Below are 17,270 nucleotides of genomic sequence, written 5' to 3'. Positions count from 1 at the left end.
TTAATTTCGTTGAAAGAAACTGAATCCCTGCTAATAATTAGGGATTAATTAAGAATTGATGCATACAACAAGCTGTAATATGAGGATGAGGGGGAATATACGGATGATTTTTCGTGAAAAGAATGAGAAAGAAAGTATATTAATTCGTCAACATGATCATGGTTTTTTAGCTGGTGAAATTGCAAGACATATAATAGAAGATTTTTTTGAAGATAAAATATACTTAAAAGAGACAATTGATGCTATATATGAGCATGATAGAGGATGGATAGAGCTTGATAAAGTACCAATTTTGAATGATGCTAAAAATATTCCATATACATTTATGGATTGTCCAAGTTCATTACGCTTTGTTTTTTATACGATTGGTTTGAATGCAATTGAAGAGTCAAATCCATACGGGGCGCTACTTTGTAGTAAGCACTTTTTATCATTTTCATTAAATGAGGAAGATGAAGAGATGATGTCTTTTTATAAACATGAATTGGAACGACAAAAAAGAATTTTGAAAACGCTAACAAAAGAACAATATGCGATGTTTGATAAACATTATAGATTATTAAAGTTTTGTGATGAACTTTCTTTATATGTATGTATGAATAAACCTGGTGTAAAAAAGAAAGATGAAATTGATTTATTTAAAGAGGGTTTTGAAGGAACAGAAATGTTTAATAGTAAGGGGGAGAAGCCTATTCAAGCTGAATGGGTGGATGAAGAAACAATTCAAATAACATCGTTTCCATTTAAAACGGAATTTCATACGTATGTAAAATATAAAACTATAAATAAACATGAAATGAATGAAAAAGGGATTGTAAAAGCTGATAGAGAATCGGAAATGAAGAAGCAAAACATTCGTTTCATACAATAAGGAGGCGATTTAGATTGAAAGATTACATGTTAAAACAGTTTGATTACCATGCTTGGGCTAATACACGATTATTCAACCGACTAAAAGAGTTACCAAACTATGAGACAATTTTTAATGAACAGATACAGAGTGTATTCCCATCAATTAAGGATACTTTTGTACATATTTATATTACAGATCAAGTGTGGTTACACATATTGCGTGGTAAAAGTATGAGTGAAGTAATACAAGACCGAGAAAAATTACGAAAACAAATCGAAACTAAATCGTTACATGAATTAGAAAAAATGTTTGAAAACATGGCAAATCAATATAAAGAATTTTTAAGTAGAATACAAGACGTAAATACTGTATTTGTTATTGAGAACCCATATGCAGGTGCATTAGACACTTCCATTTTAGAGTTAGTGCAACATGTCGTAAATCATGGTACATATCATAGAGGGAATATAACAGCAATGATCCGTCAACTTGGTTATTCATCTACAATGATGGATTTTGTACTTTATTTACATATGGTTCAGGAGGGAAAGGAATTGAAATAGAGAAAAAAGGAATGGCTTATTATAAATGAGCCATTCCTTTTTTTAGTGATTAACTTGCCTGTTTTTTATGACTTTCTTTCAATTTCTCTGCTTGTAAAAAGCGATTCGTTTCAGCGACAACTACACCACTTAATCCAATTAGACCAATTAAGTTTGGAATCGCCATAAGTCCATTCGCAATATCGGCAAATGTCCATACGACACCTAGCTTTAAATTAGCACCTATTGCAATCATAACGATAAAGATTGCTTTATAATATCGTACAGCACCTTGCCCGAATAAATAAGCAACACACTTCTCTCCGTAATACGACCAACCTAAAATAGTAGAGTAGGCGAATAATATAATGGCGATACCAAGAATCATACTACCAGCAGTACCGAATACGGATTGGAATGCTAATGTTGTAGCTTCAACACCAGTTTTACCTGATTTCCATGCGCCTGTAGTAATTAATACTAGCCCCGTAATTGTACATACAATAAATGTATCTAGAAAAGTACCAGTCATAGAAACTAAAGCTTGTTTTGCAGGTGAATCTGTTTTGGCAGCAGCCGCAGCAATAGGAGCACTTCCTAAACCAGCCTCGTTAGCAAATACACCACGTGCCATTCCGATTTGAATTGCAGATGCAACTGTTGCTCCGATAAAACCACCAGCAGCTGCAGTACCTTGAAATGCACCAGAAAAAATAAGTGAAAATGCTTCTGGAATTTGATCAAAGTGATAGAAAATAATAATAAGGCCAGTGATTATATAAAAGAATGCTTTAATAGGAACGATATATCCAGTAACTCTACCAATCTTTTTTACACCGCCCAAAATAACGATGGCGATTAAGAATGACATGAGTATACCAGTTAATGCAGGAGGGAAAGCAAAATTGATTCGCATTGCCTCTGCAACTGAATTAGATTGAACCATATTACCGATACCGAAAGAAGCAGCTGTGCCGAATATAGCGAATAAAACAGCCAGCCATTTTTTCCCTAAACCACGTTCTAAATAATACATTGGTCCACCGGAGTATTCACCATTTTCATTACTAACACGGTATTTCACCGCAAGGATTGCTTCGGCATACTTTGTTGCCATTCCAAATAAAGCAGTAATCCACATCCAAAAGATTGCGCCGGGTCCACCGATTGTCACAGCAGTTGCGACACCTGCTATATTTCCCATACCAATCGTTGCAGCCATAGCTGTCATCAGTGCTTGGAAGTGACTAATATCTCCAGAAGATGATGTATCCTCTGATTTTTTAAAAGCTAGTTTGTGAGCGTATATTAGTTTACTAAACTGTAAACCTTTTAAGCGCACTGTGAGAATGATACCAGTTCCAACGAGTAGCAACAAAGTTGGTAACCCCCACACATACTGATTAATTTGTTCTAATACTTTACTTACTGTCTCCATCTGTATTCTCCTTTTTTAGAAAAAATAAAAACCACTTCAAGGAAATGAAATGGTCTCTGGAGAAACAAGGGATAGAAAAATAAACCGATACAAATCGGCATTTTCTTTCGCTTGTCTCTGTCCTTTTACCTGAGAGATTATCCGCTAGATTAGCGGATTTGCTCCTTCGGTGCTCGTTTTCCTCCGCGCTATATTAAGCGAGAGGGAGTCTCTCCAGAGATTCGTCCCCATGCAGTTCTACTTGTAAACAAGACCTGAGAGTTTCAAAGTTGGTTCAGCAACTTTTTGCCCCGTCGGTAGATCAATAGACCTTCTCCTGAATGGTTCATCCGAATTATAAAATTAAAAACTTAAACGCATTGATTGTGTATAGAATCAATAAAAACATTATAGAGATACAATTAGTGAAATGCAATCATTTTTTATTTTGAAATAGTAAATGAGTTAAGAGTGAGATGTAATCTGTATAGGATTATACCCCCTTTAAATTCCGAATTATTTGAAATAAAATCAATTTGGTGGTTTGATAGATTTAGAGTGACTAAAAATGGTTATTTGTGTATGGAGTATAACAGCAGATATAATTTGTTTACATAATTTTATTATGTAAACAAATTATTACAAGAGGGAAATGGGTCTTATCATAAGGGGGAGTAGAAATGCTATTAAAAACAATATTTTGTAAGGTGGAAGAAGAGAAAAGGGAATTGTTTTCTGATGCGCAAGAAAAATGGCGTGATTTACAGTATTTAGACGGATTCTATGGACAATTTGGTGGGTGGAATGAAGCTGAAGCCTGTGTGTATACTTTATGGGAAGATCGAAATGCATATCAATCGTTTATGAATGAGGCTCACGATACAATTTATTTAAATAGTAATCAAAAAGATACGTTTCTTTCATGTGAAATTGAACTATTTCAAACGTTGTATGATATAACAGAAACTCCTTTGAAAGACGTAATTGCACAAGGGTCATTTGTAAGAGTTGCAATTTGCGATGTGAAAGAAGGAAAAGAAAAGAATTTTTTACATACGCAAGAAACAATTTGGAATAAAGGAATGGAAAATGCAAAAGGGATATTAGGTGGAGTTGTAGGGAAGTCTTTAAAGAATGAAAATCGTTACGTAGTATTAACTTATTGGCAAGATGAAATAGTACATGGACGTTATATGAAAGAAATTTTCCCAGAGTTATATCAGTTGGCAAATGTAAATGAGTATGTTGAAAATATAAATGGAAAGAAAGTTATTCGGAAGGAAGAATGGTCTGTTGCCGCTTCTAAATAAAGTTAGAACTTATTAAAGTAGCTAGTTTCGAAAAAAATGATACAGAACATTAGTTCTTGTATAATTACTTTGTACAAGAATAAGAGGGGAGATATTTAAATGAGTAGAGTTTTAAGATTTGAATTGCAAGTCCCAAACCCTCAAGAAGCTATTCAATTTTATACAAATAGTTTTGGATGGAAGTTTGAAAAAATGCCTGGGCCACATGAATATTGGTTCATAATTACAGGTGAGAGTGATAGACCCGGTATCGATGGTGGATTAATGAAATCCCCTGATGGTGCTACTAGGACGACTAATTCTATTGAAGTATCTTCAGTTGATGAGTACATAAATAAAGTTATTGAAAATGGTGGACAAGTAGTTGTACCTAAAACTGCTATTCCTAATATGGGCTACTTTGCTTATTGTATAGATAATCAAGGGCTTCTTTTTGGAGTATGTGAAGAAAATATTGAAGCGTAAAAAATTAGGGAGTTCGAGATTATTTTGTTTGTTGAACGATGTTTTCTATCAAAGATTATAATTATTGAACACTTTTGTATAAAAACTAGTATTATTTTAGCTGAAGAAGGATCCATTTTGAATATTTTCAAAAGGATTCTTTTTGCTTTTCACATATTGTGAGTTATTTAGGCATTATTAATCAAACTTATATCGGTATATTATCTATGAAAAAAGTAAATAAATGATGTTATATTCAAGGGTTAATCTATTGACTGCTAAACAGTTTGAGGTGAAAAGGAAAAGAGGACCACTTATTTTCTTGTAAACATGTAATTAAGTGAAGACGTCATATACCCTTTCATGTTAATATATTTAAGTTATAATAGGAGGCTTACCCTTTTGTATTGTACGGTAGAAGCAGTGTGAGCTTGAAATTTTTTATGAAAAGGATGTGCCTAACTTGCGTATCAATAAATTTATTAGTGAAGCTGGAAAAGCGTCTCGACGTGGAGCAGATAAGTTAATTAACGAGAGAAAAGTAATTATTAACGGTAAGGTTGCAAAAATTGGTGACCAAGTAAATCCAGGTGATGACGTACGAGTAAATGGAGAGCAACTTCGTATTGCTCGAGACCATGTGTATATCGCTTTAAATAAACCAGTAGGTATTACATGTACAAGTGAAAAAGCCGTAAAAGGTAACATTATCGATTTAGTGAATCATCCTTTACGAATTAATCACATCGGACGTCTCGACAAAGACTCAGACGGTTTAATTTTGTTAACGAATGATGGCGATATCGTTAATGAGATTTTACGTGCTGAAAACAAACATGAGAAAGAATATATCGTTTCAGTAGATAAGCCGATTACACCGGAGTTTTTAGAAAAAATGGCAGCAGGTGTTAAAATTTTAGATACAAAAACACTTCCTTGTGAAGTAACACAGTTATCAAAATATGAGTTTGAAATTATTTTAACACAGGGGCTAAATCGTCAAATTCGTCGTATGTGTGAAGCTCTAGGTTATCAAGTATATACGTTAAAACGTACGAGAATTATGAATATTGAATTGAATAATTTACCGGTTGGACAGTGGAGAGATTTATCGAAAAAAGAGAAAAAACGCCTATTTTCAGACTTAAATTACGAACCACAAGATTGGTAAAAAAGAGAAGGGGAAACCAAAAATGTTTTTGGTTTCTTTTTTTGAATAAAAAATATATTTTTAACACTTGTAAAAATAAAATGAATAGGATATATTAAATAACAATAAATGGATTTTTTACAAAAGCAAAGAAAAGGACACGAGTTATTTTAAACGGTTATACAGAGAAGGAAGAAAAGCTGAGAACTTCCTAACGCAGAAAAATAACTTACCACCTTAGAGCTGCACTGGGGAAATCAAGTATCTAGTGCCGTGTAAGCGACGTTACCCGCAAAAGAAGCCATTATGTTTTTTGTGATGGGAATCTGGGTGGAACCACGAATATAAGCATATTCGTCCCTATTTACTAGGGATGAATATGCTTTTTTATATTTAATTTCATAATAAGCGAAGAAAAGGACACGAGTTATTTTAAACGGTTATACAGAGAAGGAAGAAAAGCTGAGAACTTCCTAACGCAGAAAAATAACTTACCACCTTAGAGCTGCACTGGGGAAATCAAGTATCTAGTGCCGTGTAAACGACGTTACCGTAAAAGAAGCCATTGCATGTTTGCGATGGGAATCTGGGTGGAACCACGGGTAAAAGCACACTCGTCCCTATTTTAGGGATGAGTGTGCTTTTTATTATGAAATGGAGAGATGAAAAATGAAAGAACAGATGATTGAAATTAAATTTCCAGATGGTAGCGTTAAAGAATTTGTGAAAGGTATTACTTTGGAAGAAATTGCTGGTTTGATTAGTAGTAGTTTAAAAAAGAAAGCAGTCGCAGGAAAAGTTAATGAGCAGTCTTTTGATTTACGACGAAACATTGAAGAAAGTGCGAAAGTAGAAATCATTACTATGGATTCAGATGAAGGGGTAAAAATTGCAAGACACTCTGCGGCACATATATTAGCGCAAGCTGTGAAAAGAATTTATGGTGATGTGAAGCTTGGAGTAGGGCCAGTTATTGAAAATGGATTTTATTATGATATGGATCTTGCAAGTAGTGTAAATGTTGAAGATTTACCGGAAATCGAAAAAGAAATGAAAAATATTATAAATGAAAATGTAAAGATAGAACGAGTTGAAATCTCTCGAGAAGAAGCAAAAAAACTGTTTCAAGAAATGAATGATAGTTTGAAATTAGAGCTTTTAGAAGCAATTCCTAATGATGAGAGTGTAACACTTTATAAACAAGGTGAATTTGTAGATTTATGTAGAGGACCACATTTGCCATCTACTGGTTATTTGAAAGCATTTCAATTAACTCATGTTTCTGGTGCATATTGGCGAGGCGATAGTAACAATCAAGTGCTTCAGCGTATATATGGCGTTGCATTTGCTTCACAAAGAGAATTAGAAAATTATTTGCATTTTGTTGAAGAGGCTGCGAAGAGAAATCATCGGAAATTAGGTAGTGAACTTGAATTGTTTATGTTTTCGGAAGAGGCTCCGGGAATGCCCTTTTACTTGCCAAAAGGACAGATTATTCGCAATGAATTAGAAGCATTTTTAAGAGAAATTCAAAATGAGTACAATTATCAAGAAGTGCGTACTCCATTTATGATGAATCAAGAATTATGGGAGAAATCAGGACACTGGGGACATTACAAAGACAATATGTATTTCTCAGAAGTAGATCATAAAAGTTTTGCGTTAAAACCGATGAATTGCCCAGGCCATATGCTTATGTTTAAAAATAAATTACATTCTTATCGTGAGTTACCGATTCGTATGTGTGAGTTCGGTCAAGTGCATCGACATGAATTTAGTGGCGCTTTAAACGGATTATTAAGAGTTCGTACTTTCTGCCAAGATGATGCTCATTTATTTGTAACTCCAGAACAAATTGAAGATGAAATTAAATCAGTAATGGCGCAAATTGATTACGTATATAAAACTTTTGGATTTCAGTATGAAGTAGAGCTTTCTACTCGTCCAGAAGATTCAATGGGTGATGATAAATTGTGGGAGCAAGCAGAAGCGGCATTAGAAAATGTATTACATTCATTGAATTATAAATATAGACTAAATGAAGGTGACGGCGCATTTTATGGACCGAAAATTGATTTCCATATTAAAGATGCTTTAAATAGAAGTCATCAGTGCGGAACAATCCAGCTCGATTTCCAAATGCCAGAGAAATTCGATTTAAATTATATAGATGAGAAGAATGAAAAGAGAAGACCAGTTGTCATTCACAGGGCAGTTTTAGGCTCGTTAGACCGATTCTTAGCGATATTAATTGAGCACTTTGGAGGCGCGTTCCCGGCATGGGTAGCACCAGCTCAAGTGAAAGTAATTCCAGTTTCAAAAGCAGTGCATGTACAATACGCAGATGAGGTTGCAGACAAATTGGCACAAGCTGGAATTCGGGTTGAACGAGATATGCGAGATGAAAAGTTAGGATATAAAATAAGAGAAGCGCAAATGCAAAAAGTACCGTATGTTCTTGTTGTTGGTGATAAGGAAATGGAAAGCGAATCTATAAATGTACGAAAATATGGGGAAGAGAAGTCGGAAGTTGTTTCGCTGGATATATTTGTGGCAAGTATTGAAGAGGAAATAAAGGATAGAAAATAATAATTGACTAGAAAATATACCATTTTAATGAAGTGAACCCGAATAGTGGTACATGAAAAAAACACCTCCTGAATTCGCATACTAAGTATGTCAATTCAACGGCGGTGTTTTTCATTTGAAGGGAAGAGTACATTACCAGGAAGAAGCAAAGTGGAAAGTGATTGATTTGATATTGAAAGGCCCCCAACATTTTAGACATATCTAAAATGTTGGGGACCGATTTGTTTTCTTGTTAATCACTTATTAAAAGTAAAGCTGTTAACTTGCCTTACAAATTTTCTTCAAAAAGTTTCGGTAAAAATTTGCTGAACTGACTCATTTCTTCTACATTGTGTTTATATAAACCACTTAGGTTAATAAATGGTGATAATCCTTTCGGGAAAATGAATGTAGAAGTTATTACTGTACTGTTCTCAGATTTTTGGATTTGTTGTTATTTGTTGCTTATTTGTTTTTTATTTGTTGTTTATTCGTCTTGTGTTTATTGTTTATTTGTTGTTTTTATCTATGGAGAAATATGTAATGATGCATATCTAAATAAAGGGGATCGATATGCAGAGTGTGATTAAATTATATTAAACAAAATTCAAATTATATTAACTATTTTATATATATTAAAAATGACTCCTTTTAACTAAGTATATCAAGTTGTAACTGCTATAATTACTTAAATGAAATTAAAAAATCATTTTATAAGTATAACATTTTCGTTTGTGTTAATACTTAATAGTTAAATTATCGAATATAATCGACAAAATTCTACTAGTTACGTATTAAAAATTTAATGTTTTAATAAAGGTGTAAATGGTATGACCACTCAAGGGGAGAGAAGATTGCACTAATAAATGTGCAGTAAAGTTGCAAGTAACATTATGTTAAAGTTAATTTTCTTAATGTTGCGTCACTTCTAAAAAGATCTATAATCTCGAAAGTATAACATTTGAAAAAAGTGTTTTAAGTTTCTACATAGCAAAAATGATTTTATTCCGTAATAAAAGTATAAGCAATGTACAGTATAAATTCATCTTTTGTAATCTTGTAGGACCCTGTCGACAAAACTAGGAGAGATATTATGAAATTATTATCAAAAAGGTCATGGCAGGGGTAGCAGTAGAATCAATGAGTCTATCTATCTGGACTCCTGTAAATCCAGCAGCAACTCAAGAGAAAAATAAATATTTTACTTTTCATTGGGCAGTTAATTCAAATATAGGTGATGAAATTTTATTATTAAATCCCAAAAACTTAATATTAAAATTATCATAAAGTAACATCCTTACTTTCTATGAGAAGTAAATAATAACGAGGTTTAACACTCTATCCGAAAGATTTCTCCTTCCTAGAGCATGTGACAAAAAGAGCCTAGCGTTAGGTCGTTCAAGATGTATGTATAAGATTGTAAATAGACAATAGTAAAGGGGCGTACGGAATGAAAAATAAAATAATTTCAGGATTTTTTATAACATCAATTGTAACTGGGGCGACTATTCCTATCAATACTCTCGCAATACCAATCGTTCATGCAGAAACTCAACAGGAAAGCATGGATATTTCCTCATCATTACGAAAATTAGGTGCACAATCTAAATTAATCCAAACATATATTGATCAAGGTTTAATGAGCCCTAATGTACAGCTGGCAGAAGTCCCAGCTTTAAATACAAATCAATCCCTAATCAAGCAAGATATGAAGGAATGGTCATCAGAACTTTATCCACATTTAATTCTAGTAAATTAAAAAAGTAAAGGGTTTGTAACTAAATTTAATAACTATTACCCAGCATTAAAAGAGTTTGTAGACAATAAAGAAGATAAAGAAGGGTTTTTGGATAGACTTGAGGTTCTTCAAGATATGACTATGACGAACCAAGAAAACGTACAAAGACAGATTAATGAATTAACAGATCTTAAATTACAGCTGGATAAAAAACTTCAAGATCTCGATATGGATGTTACAAAAGCACAGGGTGTACTAAGTTCAGATGGAACAGGGAAAATAGATCAGCTAAAAAATGAATTACAAAATACCCAAAAATCAATTCAAAATGATTTACAACAAATAGCATTATTACCAGGAGCTTTAAATGAACAAGGGTTTGTTATATTCAAAGAAGTCTATAACCTTTCAAAAGATATCATTGAACCTGCTGCTCAAACAGCAGTAGCAGCGTATAACAAAGGCAAAGAAATTAACAACTCTATTTTAGTAGCAGAGAAAAAAGCAGAGCAAGAAGCGAAAGAAAAGGGTAAATCTGCTCTAGAGATTGAAGCTACCAAAAAAGAAGCCCGTGAAGCAATTGAGAAAAGCAAACAAGCTGAAATAGCTGCAGCTGCAGTTGCAAAAACAAAAGAGTATGACCTTACGAAAGTTATTGACCCTGAAAAAATTAAGAAAACATATAGTGCTTTCGCTGAAGTAAATAAACTAACAGCAGAACAGCGAACACATTTAGCAGATTTAGAGACACAAAACCAAAAATTTTATGATTTAACTAAGAACCTAAAAATAGCAGATTTACAAAAATCAATGTTACTTATTATGCAAAATGATTTACATACATTTGCATATCAAGTAGATGTAGAACTTGACCTACTAAAGCGCTATAAGGAAGATTTGGGTCTAATAAAAAATAGCATTACAAAATTATCTACTAATGTTGATACAACTAACCAGCAGTCTCAAAAAGATACATTAAGACAATTAAAAAATGTAATAAGTTACCTTGAAGAACAGGTCTATGAATTCTAATATTATGTTTTTGGAAATCTAAAAAAATTATAAGAATCTAGCGAAAGAATGAGAAGGAGAATAGTTATGAAAAAAATTCCATTTAAAGTGTTGACTTTAGCTACTCTGGCAACGGTTATAACTGCTACTACCGGTAACACTATTCATGCATTTGCACAAGAAAAGACCGCTCAAGAACAAAAAGTAGAGAATTATACATTAGGGCCTGAAGGACTGAAGAAAGCATTGGCTGAAACAGGATCTCATATTCTTGTAATGGATTTATACGCAAAAACAATGATTAAACAACCGAATGTAAATCTATCCAATATTGATTTAGGTTCAGAAGGAGGAGAATTAATCAAAACTATTCACCTTAATCAGGAACTGTCGCGAATCAATGCTAATTATTGGCTAGATACAGCGAAACCAAAGATTCAAAAAACAGCACGTAATATTGTAAATTACGATGAACAATTTCAAAATTATTACGACACATTAGTAGATACTGTACAAAAGAAAGATAAGGCAAGCTTAAAAGAGGGTATAAATGATTTAATCACTACAATTAATACAAATTCAAAAGAGGTTACAGAAGTAATTAAGATGTTACAGGACTTCAAAGCAAAACTATATACAAATTCTACAGATTTTAAAAATAATGTAGGCGGCCCAGATGGAAAAGGTGGATTAACGGCACTATTAGCGGGTCAACAAGCGCTAATTCCACAACTTCAAGCTGAAATTGAGAAGCTACATTCTACTCAGAAAGAACATTTTGACAATGTATTAGCATGGTCAATTGGCGGTGGATTAGGAGCAGTCATTTTAGTTATTGGCGCTATTGCAAGAGCGGTAGTGATTGTTGTGACTGGCGGTACAGCAGCTGGTGTCACGGCATCTAAGCATATGGACTCCTATAACGAAATTTCTAACAAAATCGGACAATTAAGTACAAAAGCTGATCTCGCTAGCCAAGCTGTTATTTCGCTTACTAACGCGAAAGACACTTTGGCATTTCTGTATCAGACAGTGGATCAAGCGATACTGTCTCTAACGAATATTCAACAACAATGGAATAAAATGGGGGCTAATTATACGGATTTGTATGATAATATCGACCAAATGCAAGAGCATAAACTCTCGTTAATACCTGATGATTTAAAGGCTGCTAAACAAAGTTGGAATGATATTCATAAAGATGCAGAATTCATTTCGAAAGATATTGCTTTTAAACAAGAATAGAATTTAAAAATCATAACCTATATTTGAGGAATATAAAATGATGAAAAAAATCCCGTACAAACTAATCGTTGCATCGGCTCTTTTAACTATGACAACAACTTCTGTAGTCTCACCAGTAGCAGCTTTTGCAAGTGAAATTGAACAAACTAACAATGGAGATACGGCTCTTTCAGCAAATGAAGAGAGGATGAAAGAAACCTTGCAAAAGGCCGGGTTATTTGCAAAATCTATGAATGCCTATTCTTATATGTTAATTAAAAATCCAGATGTGAACTTTGAAGGAATTACTATTAATGGATATGTGGATTTACCTGGTAGAATTGTACAAGATCAAAAGAATGCAAGGGCACATGCTGTTACATGGGATACGAAGGTGAAAAAACAGCTTTTAGATACATTGACGGGTATTATTGAATACGATACAACATTTGACAATTACTATGACACAATGGTAGATGCGATTAATACAGGAGATGGAGATACTTTAAAAGAAGGGATTACAGATTTACGAGGTGAAATTCAACAAAATCAAAAGTGTGCACAACAATTAATAGAAGAATTAACTAAATTAAGAGACTCTATTGGACAAGATGTTAGAGCATTTGGAAGCAATAAAGATCTCTTGCAGTCGATTTTAAAAAACCAAGGTGTAGATGTTGAGGTTGATCAAAAGCGTCTAGATGAAGTTTTAGGATCAGTAAACTATTATAAACAATTAGAATCTGATGGGTTTAATGTAATGAAGGGTGCCATTTTGGGTCTACCAATAATCGGCGGTATCATAGTGGGTGTTGCAAGAGATAATTTAGGTAAGTTAGAGCCTTTATTAGCACAATTACGTCAGACCGTAGATTATAAAGTAACATTAAATCGTGTAGTTGGAGTGGCTTACAATAATATTAGTGAAATGCATAAGGCGCTTGATGATGCTATTAATTCCCTTACTTATATGTCCACGCAATGGCATGATTTAGATTCTCAATATTCGGAAGTACTTGGACATATTGAAACTGCATCACAAAAAGCTGATCAAAATAAATTTAAATTCTTAAAACCTAACTTGAATGCAGCGAAAGACAGTTGGAAAACATTACACACAGATGCGGTCACTTTAAAAGAAGGAATCAAAGAATTAAAAGTGGAGCCTGTTACTCCGCAAAAATAAGAAAATATTAGTTTTGTTGCAAACTCACCTAAAACATAGAGAATCTATGATTACGTTGTTAAATAGTAATGCAACAATTAATAATTCCTTATACATCAAAAAGGCGGAGTCTCATTAAAGACTTCGCCTTTCGTCTTTATAAAATTTGTACCCAGATACCAAGATAACCGTGCTGTATTACAGATTTTTTAAAAATTTGAAAGACGTTGCTTTTAAAGAAGAATAGAATTAAAAATCAAAACCTATATAGGAGAAGTATAAAATGATGAAAAAAATCCCTTATAAAATACTCGCTGTATCGACATTTTTAACTATGACAACAACTTATGCAGTTACACCAGTAGCAGCTTTTGCAAATGAAATTGAACAAACTAACAATGGAGATATGTCTCTTTCAGCAAATGAAGAACAGATGAAAAAACTGTGCAAGATGCTGGGTTATTTGTAAAATCTATGAATGAATATTCTTATTTGTTAATTAATAATCCGGATGTGAGTTTTGAAGGAATTACTATTAATGGGTATGCAGATTTACCTAGTAAAATTGTACAAGATCAAAAGAATGCAAGAGGACATGCAGTTTCATGGAATACGAAAGTAAAAAAACAGCTTTTAGATACATTGACAGGTATTATTGAATACGATACAAAATTTGAAAATGATTATGAAACATTAGTAGAGGCGATCAATACTGGGAATGGAGATACTTTAAAAAAAGGGATTACAGATTTACAGGGGGAAATTCAACAAAATCAAAAGTCTGCAAAAGTATTAATAGAAGAATTAACTAAATTTAAAAATGCTATTGGAGAAGATGTTAGAGTATTTGGGAGCCATAAAGAGACCTTGCAGTCTATTTTAAAAAACCAAGGAGCTGCGGTTGAGGATGATCAAAAGCGTCTGGAGGACCTTTTAGGCCAAGTAAACTATCAGAAAGACATAGAATCTAAGGGATTAGACATGGTAAAAATCCCCTTTCTTCCCACATTGATTGCTGGTGGGATAATGATAGGTGATGCAAGAGGTAAGTTAGGCTGGCTAGAGCCGGAATTAGCAAAATTACGTCAGAATGTAGATTATAAGATAACATTAAATCGTGTAGTAGGAGTTGCGTTTCATAATATTAGTGATATGCATAGTGCGATTGATAATGCTATTACTTCTCTTACTTATATGTCCACGCAATGGGATGATTTAGACTCTCAATATTCGGGCGTACTGGGACATATTGATAAAGCGGATCAAAATAGATATAAATTCTTAACCCCTAACTTGAATGCAGCGAAAGACAGTTGGAAAACATTACGAACAGATGTTGTCACATTACAAGAAGGGATAAAAATTGCAGAGAAAAAAGAACAGGATTTTATGAATCAGCTTCGTCCATCCAGCGTTTTCTACTTTTGTAAAAAAATTCATAACGCATATACATTTGAAATAAAGACTGGATCAAATGTATATGCGTCTTATAAAGTTATGAATTTAACTAAAAAAACGGTTCATAATATGTGGGGTGGAGGGCCAAATACAAATATGTGGGCTGATTGGCTGTCATTCAATCCAAAAGATGAATTTGCGGTGGTAGCAGTAGTGGATGGGAAAGAATATGTTGTATATAAAGATAAAGTAGAAAATATAATGAACTGAACCCGAAAAGTTAGACAGAAAAATTACGCAGCAATTGGAGATGCGACACTAAATTGGACACTAAGTTAAGTGAAAAAGATGATTCAGAGCATTCTGTTGCAAAATTCGTTTTCTTTTAGCATGTCTTTTTGAAAATAAAGAATAAACGCCCTAAGGTGTCTTCCTCCGACTTGATAACCATGTTTTATATATTGGATTTCATTAAAATATTATTTTTCAAAATCTAAACTAATTGATTGGACTTCATATTAATGTAAAAGCTTGTTTATACGCTTGAGTCTTAAGAAGAAACCAAACTTTCGTTTAATACATGTAAACAATGTGAGAACCATTGATAATCCAATAGTTCTCACATTGAAATTAAGATAAGTCCGAATTTTATAGGCAAAGACAATTTCTAAAAATGAAATCTCATCTTTGCTAATAGGGTGTTTCTTTTTGTTAGCTTGATGAGCATCGGTCTGCATCCCTTTTAACACAAAACAATGATTTTATATGGTGTAGTTTGAGCTGGTATACTCATTGTTGTAAAACCGTAAATAGCTATTAAATTTCGATTCACAAGATTCCCTGTAAACAATTGACCGTTTGTTAATAAAATTTGAGTAGAAGGAGAAATATTTAATTTTAATTTTCCATCACCACTCTCCAACTGTTCATTAAAATAGTCTACTTTTACATTTTGATGCGGTGTATATTTAGCCATAACAATTGCTTGAAATTGTGGTGGGAAAATGAGAGGAACAGGAGCGTTAGCATCATAAAATCCACTTATTTTATCTCCTATTACTACTGTTGCATAGTCAATAAAATAAGTATTTGGTTTCACTACAAAATTTATTAGAGTTCCATAACCATTATTTACGGATATTAACTTATTACATCCCATTTCTTCATTTGATCCTGTTACAAAATCGTTAATCATAGTTATTGTACCCTCAAATGATTGAAAGTTTTTCATTCTAATACCTCTTTTGTTTATATAATTAAGCCTTTATCGCTACTCTACAATTTTTAAAAGCATGTAAATGAAATAATCCTTCTCGTATCAATTCCAAAAATAACCCAAAACCTACCGTTCCATCTAAAACCAGCAACAGACCTTGGTCCTACAAAAATTGGGAAATACCAAAACTGTTCACCATTACTAAGCCATATATAAGTATTTCGAAATAAACAGAATGAAATTGCTCCTGGATCAACAGCAAATGGTGAAGCAGTTGATTGTTGAGGAATAAATGATGGGGGAGGAGATGTTGGAGCTTGTGAACTTTGTTCACCTGGAAAACCTGGTCCACCCGGAAAACCTGGTCCACCCGGAAAACCTGGTCCACCCGGAAAACCTGGTCCACCTGGAAAACCTGGTCCACCTGGAAAACCTGATGTTCCTGGTAAACCAGGAATTTGAAGACCAGGGAATTGACGATCGAAGTATTGATTATAATTTATATAAGGATAATATAATGACTCATTATACATTTAAAAGCCACCTCTTTATTTTATAACTTCCTAAAGTATTAATATGTAATATTGCCTGTACATGAAGCTTATCCGCTTCATGTATAGACAATATTTGGTTCTGGTGCAAAAACTTCAAGGCAATTGCAAGTAATCTCTAAGTCTTGGACATACTGATACTACTACTCTAAAAAGGTGTGTGATTGGTATGGAAAAGAAAAATTTGTTCAAATGGAAGCACTATCAACCTGATATTATTTTGTTAACTGTACGTTGGTACCTGTGGTACAATTTAAGCCTTCGTGATTTGGTAGAAATGATGGAGGAACGGGGTTTATCCATTTCTCATACAACGATTATGCGTTGGGTTCATCAGTATGGTCCTGAATTGGACAAACGGAACCGACGTTACCTCAAACAAACAAATGACTCTTGGAAAGTCGATGAAACATATATTAAAGTAAAAGGTCAATGGATGTACCTGTATCGTGCTGTTGATTCGAAAGGAAAAACAATCGATTTTTTCCTAAGCAAAACAAGAAATCATAAGGCTGCAAAGCGCTTTTTCAAGAAAGCTTTGCGGTCTTTTCATGTTTCAAAGCCACGTGTTATAACAGTCGATAAGAACCCGGCTTATCCTATAGCAATTGAACAGTTGAAAAAAGAAAACATACTAAGATTAGTAGTGCAGGCCAAGGCATTGGTTCGCACTACTATTTTTT

Annotated in this window: 13 protein-coding genes, 3 pseudogenes, 1 riboswitch and 2 other annotated features; of the genes and pseudogenes, 12 read left to right on the top strand and 4 right to left on the bottom strand. The window is 33.4% G+C overall.

Annotated features, from left to right (window positions below; genetic code table 11):
* Positions 1-103 precede the first annotated feature (103 nt).
* Both MR155_RS04320 and MR155_RS04315 read left to right on the top strand, forming a co-directional pair.
* Positions 104-871 (top strand): DUF3891 family protein, encoded by a 768-nt coding sequence (locus MR155_RS04320; RefSeq protein WP_242308340.1) that lies wholly within the window; start codon positions 104-106, stop codon positions 869-871.
* Positions 872-885: 14 nt separating this feature from the next.
* A complete protein-coding gene (locus MR155_RS04315) occupies positions 886-1,416 on the top strand; it encodes a DinB family protein (RefSeq protein ID WP_242308338.1) in 531 nt (176 codons plus the stop codon).
* A 49-nt stretch (positions 1,417-1,465) separates the two neighbouring features.
* On the opposite strand, the gene MR155_RS04310 is transcribed toward MR155_RS04315, so the two are convergent.
* Entirely contained in the window at positions 1,466-2,833 is a 1,368-nt protein-coding gene (locus tag MR155_RS04310; protein WP_242308336.1) for an alanine/glycine:cation symporter family protein, read from the bottom strand.
* A gap of 107 nt (positions 2,834-2,940) precedes the next feature.
* Positions 2,941-3,060, bottom strand: a riboswitch (glycine riboswitch).
* Between the two features lie 432 nt (positions 3,061-3,492).
* Here MR155_RS04310 and MR155_RS04305 point away from each other — a divergent pair.
* The 4 genes from MR155_RS04305 to thrS all read left to right on the top strand — a co-directional run bounded on the left by MR155_RS04305 (position 3,493) and on the right by thrS (position 8,305).
* Positions 3,493-4,122 carry a YdbC family protein gene (locus MR155_RS04305; RefSeq protein ID WP_242308326.1) on the top strand — a complete coding sequence of 210 codons (630 nt, stop codon included), beginning with the start codon at positions 3,493-3,495 and terminating at the stop codon, positions 4,120-4,122.
* Positions 4,123-4,221: 99 nt separating this feature from the next.
* Complete coding sequence (locus MR155_RS04300) at positions 4,222-4,587, top strand: VOC family protein (RefSeq protein ID WP_219302219.1); 366 nt, start codon at positions 4,222-4,224, stop codon at positions 4,585-4,587.
* Between the two features lie 442 nt (positions 4,588-5,029).
* Positions 5,030-5,737 (top strand): pseudouridine synthase, encoded by a 708-nt coding sequence (locus MR155_RS04290; RefSeq protein ID WP_002141694.1) that lies wholly within the window; start codon positions 5,030-5,032, stop codon positions 5,735-5,737.
* Positions 5,738-5,856: 119 nt separating this feature from the next.
* Positions 5,857-6,081 (top strand) — a binding site (T-box leader).
* A gap of 37 nt (positions 6,082-6,118) precedes the next feature.
* Positions 6,119-6,341 (top strand) — a binding site (T-box leader).
* Positions 6,342-6,385: 44 nt separating this feature from the next.
* Positions 6,386-8,305 carry a threonine--tRNA ligase gene (gene thrS, locus MR155_RS04285; protein ID WP_242308324.1) on the top strand — a complete coding sequence of 640 codons (1,920 nt, stop codon included), beginning with the start codon at positions 6,386-6,388 and terminating at the stop codon, positions 8,303-8,305.
* 268 nt (positions 8,306-8,573) lie between these two features.
* Here the strand turns inward: thrS and MR155_RS04280 are convergent.
* Positions 8,574-8,735, bottom strand: a pseudogene (locus MR155_RS04280) (DAPG hydrolase family protein); the annotation flags it as partial.
* Positions 8,736-9,400: 665 nt separating this feature from the next.
* Between MR155_RS04280 and MR155_RS04275 the strand changes: the two are divergent.
* The 5 genes and pseudogenes from MR155_RS04275 (at position 9,401) to hblB (ending at position 15,090) form a co-directional block, all read left to right on the top strand.
* Positions 9,401-9,571: a hypothetical protein gene (locus tag MR155_RS04275; RefSeq protein WP_242308305.1), complete on the top strand. Its 171-nt coding sequence runs from the start codon at positions 9,401-9,403 to the stop codon at positions 9,569-9,571.
* 163 nt (positions 9,572-9,734) lie between these two features.
* Positions 9,735-11,054 (top strand): annotated as a pseudogene (gene hblC, locus MR155_RS04270) (hemolysin BL lytic component L2).
* A 66-nt stretch (positions 11,055-11,120) separates the two neighbouring features.
* Entirely contained in the window at positions 11,121-12,278 is a 1,158-nt protein-coding gene (gene hblD / locus MR155_RS04265) for a hemolysin BL lytic component L1 (RefSeq protein WP_219302222.1), read from the top strand.
* 37 nt (positions 12,279-12,315) lie between these two features.
* A complete protein-coding gene (gene hblA / locus MR155_RS04260) occupies positions 12,316-13,443 on the top strand; it encodes a hemolysin BL binding component B (RefSeq protein ID WP_219302223.1) in 1,128 nt (375 codons plus the stop codon).
* Between the two features lie 262 nt (positions 13,444-13,705).
* Positions 13,706-15,090, top strand: a pseudogene (gene hblB / locus MR155_RS04255) (hemolysin BL regulatory component HblB).
* 472 nt (positions 15,091-15,562) lie between these two features.
* Here hblB and MR155_RS04250 read toward each other — a convergent pair.
* Complete coding sequence (locus MR155_RS04250) at positions 15,563-16,051, bottom strand: hypothetical protein (RefSeq protein WP_219302224.1); 489 nt, start codon at positions 16,049-16,051, stop codon at positions 15,563-15,565.
* A gap of 53 nt (positions 16,052-16,104) precedes the next feature.
* Positions 16,105-16,569: a collagen-like protein gene (locus MR155_RS04245; protein ID WP_242308303.1), complete on the bottom strand. Its 465-nt coding sequence runs from the start codon at positions 16,567-16,569 to the stop codon at positions 16,105-16,107.
* Between the two features lie 187 nt (positions 16,570-16,756).
* Between MR155_RS04245 and MR155_RS04240 the strand changes: the two genes are divergently transcribed.
* A partial coding sequence (locus MR155_RS04240) for an IS6 family transposase (protein WP_242308301.1) occupies positions 16,757-17,270 on the top strand: 514 nt, incomplete at its 3' end.

Source organism: Bacillus cereus group sp. BfR-BA-01331 (assembly GCF_022663915.1).
GTDB classification, from domain to species: Bacteria; Bacillota; Bacilli; order Bacillales; family Bacillaceae_G; genus Bacillus_A; species Bacillus_A mycoides.
Note: the sequence above shows the minus strand (reverse complement) of the source record. Positions and strands in the feature narration are given on the sequence as shown.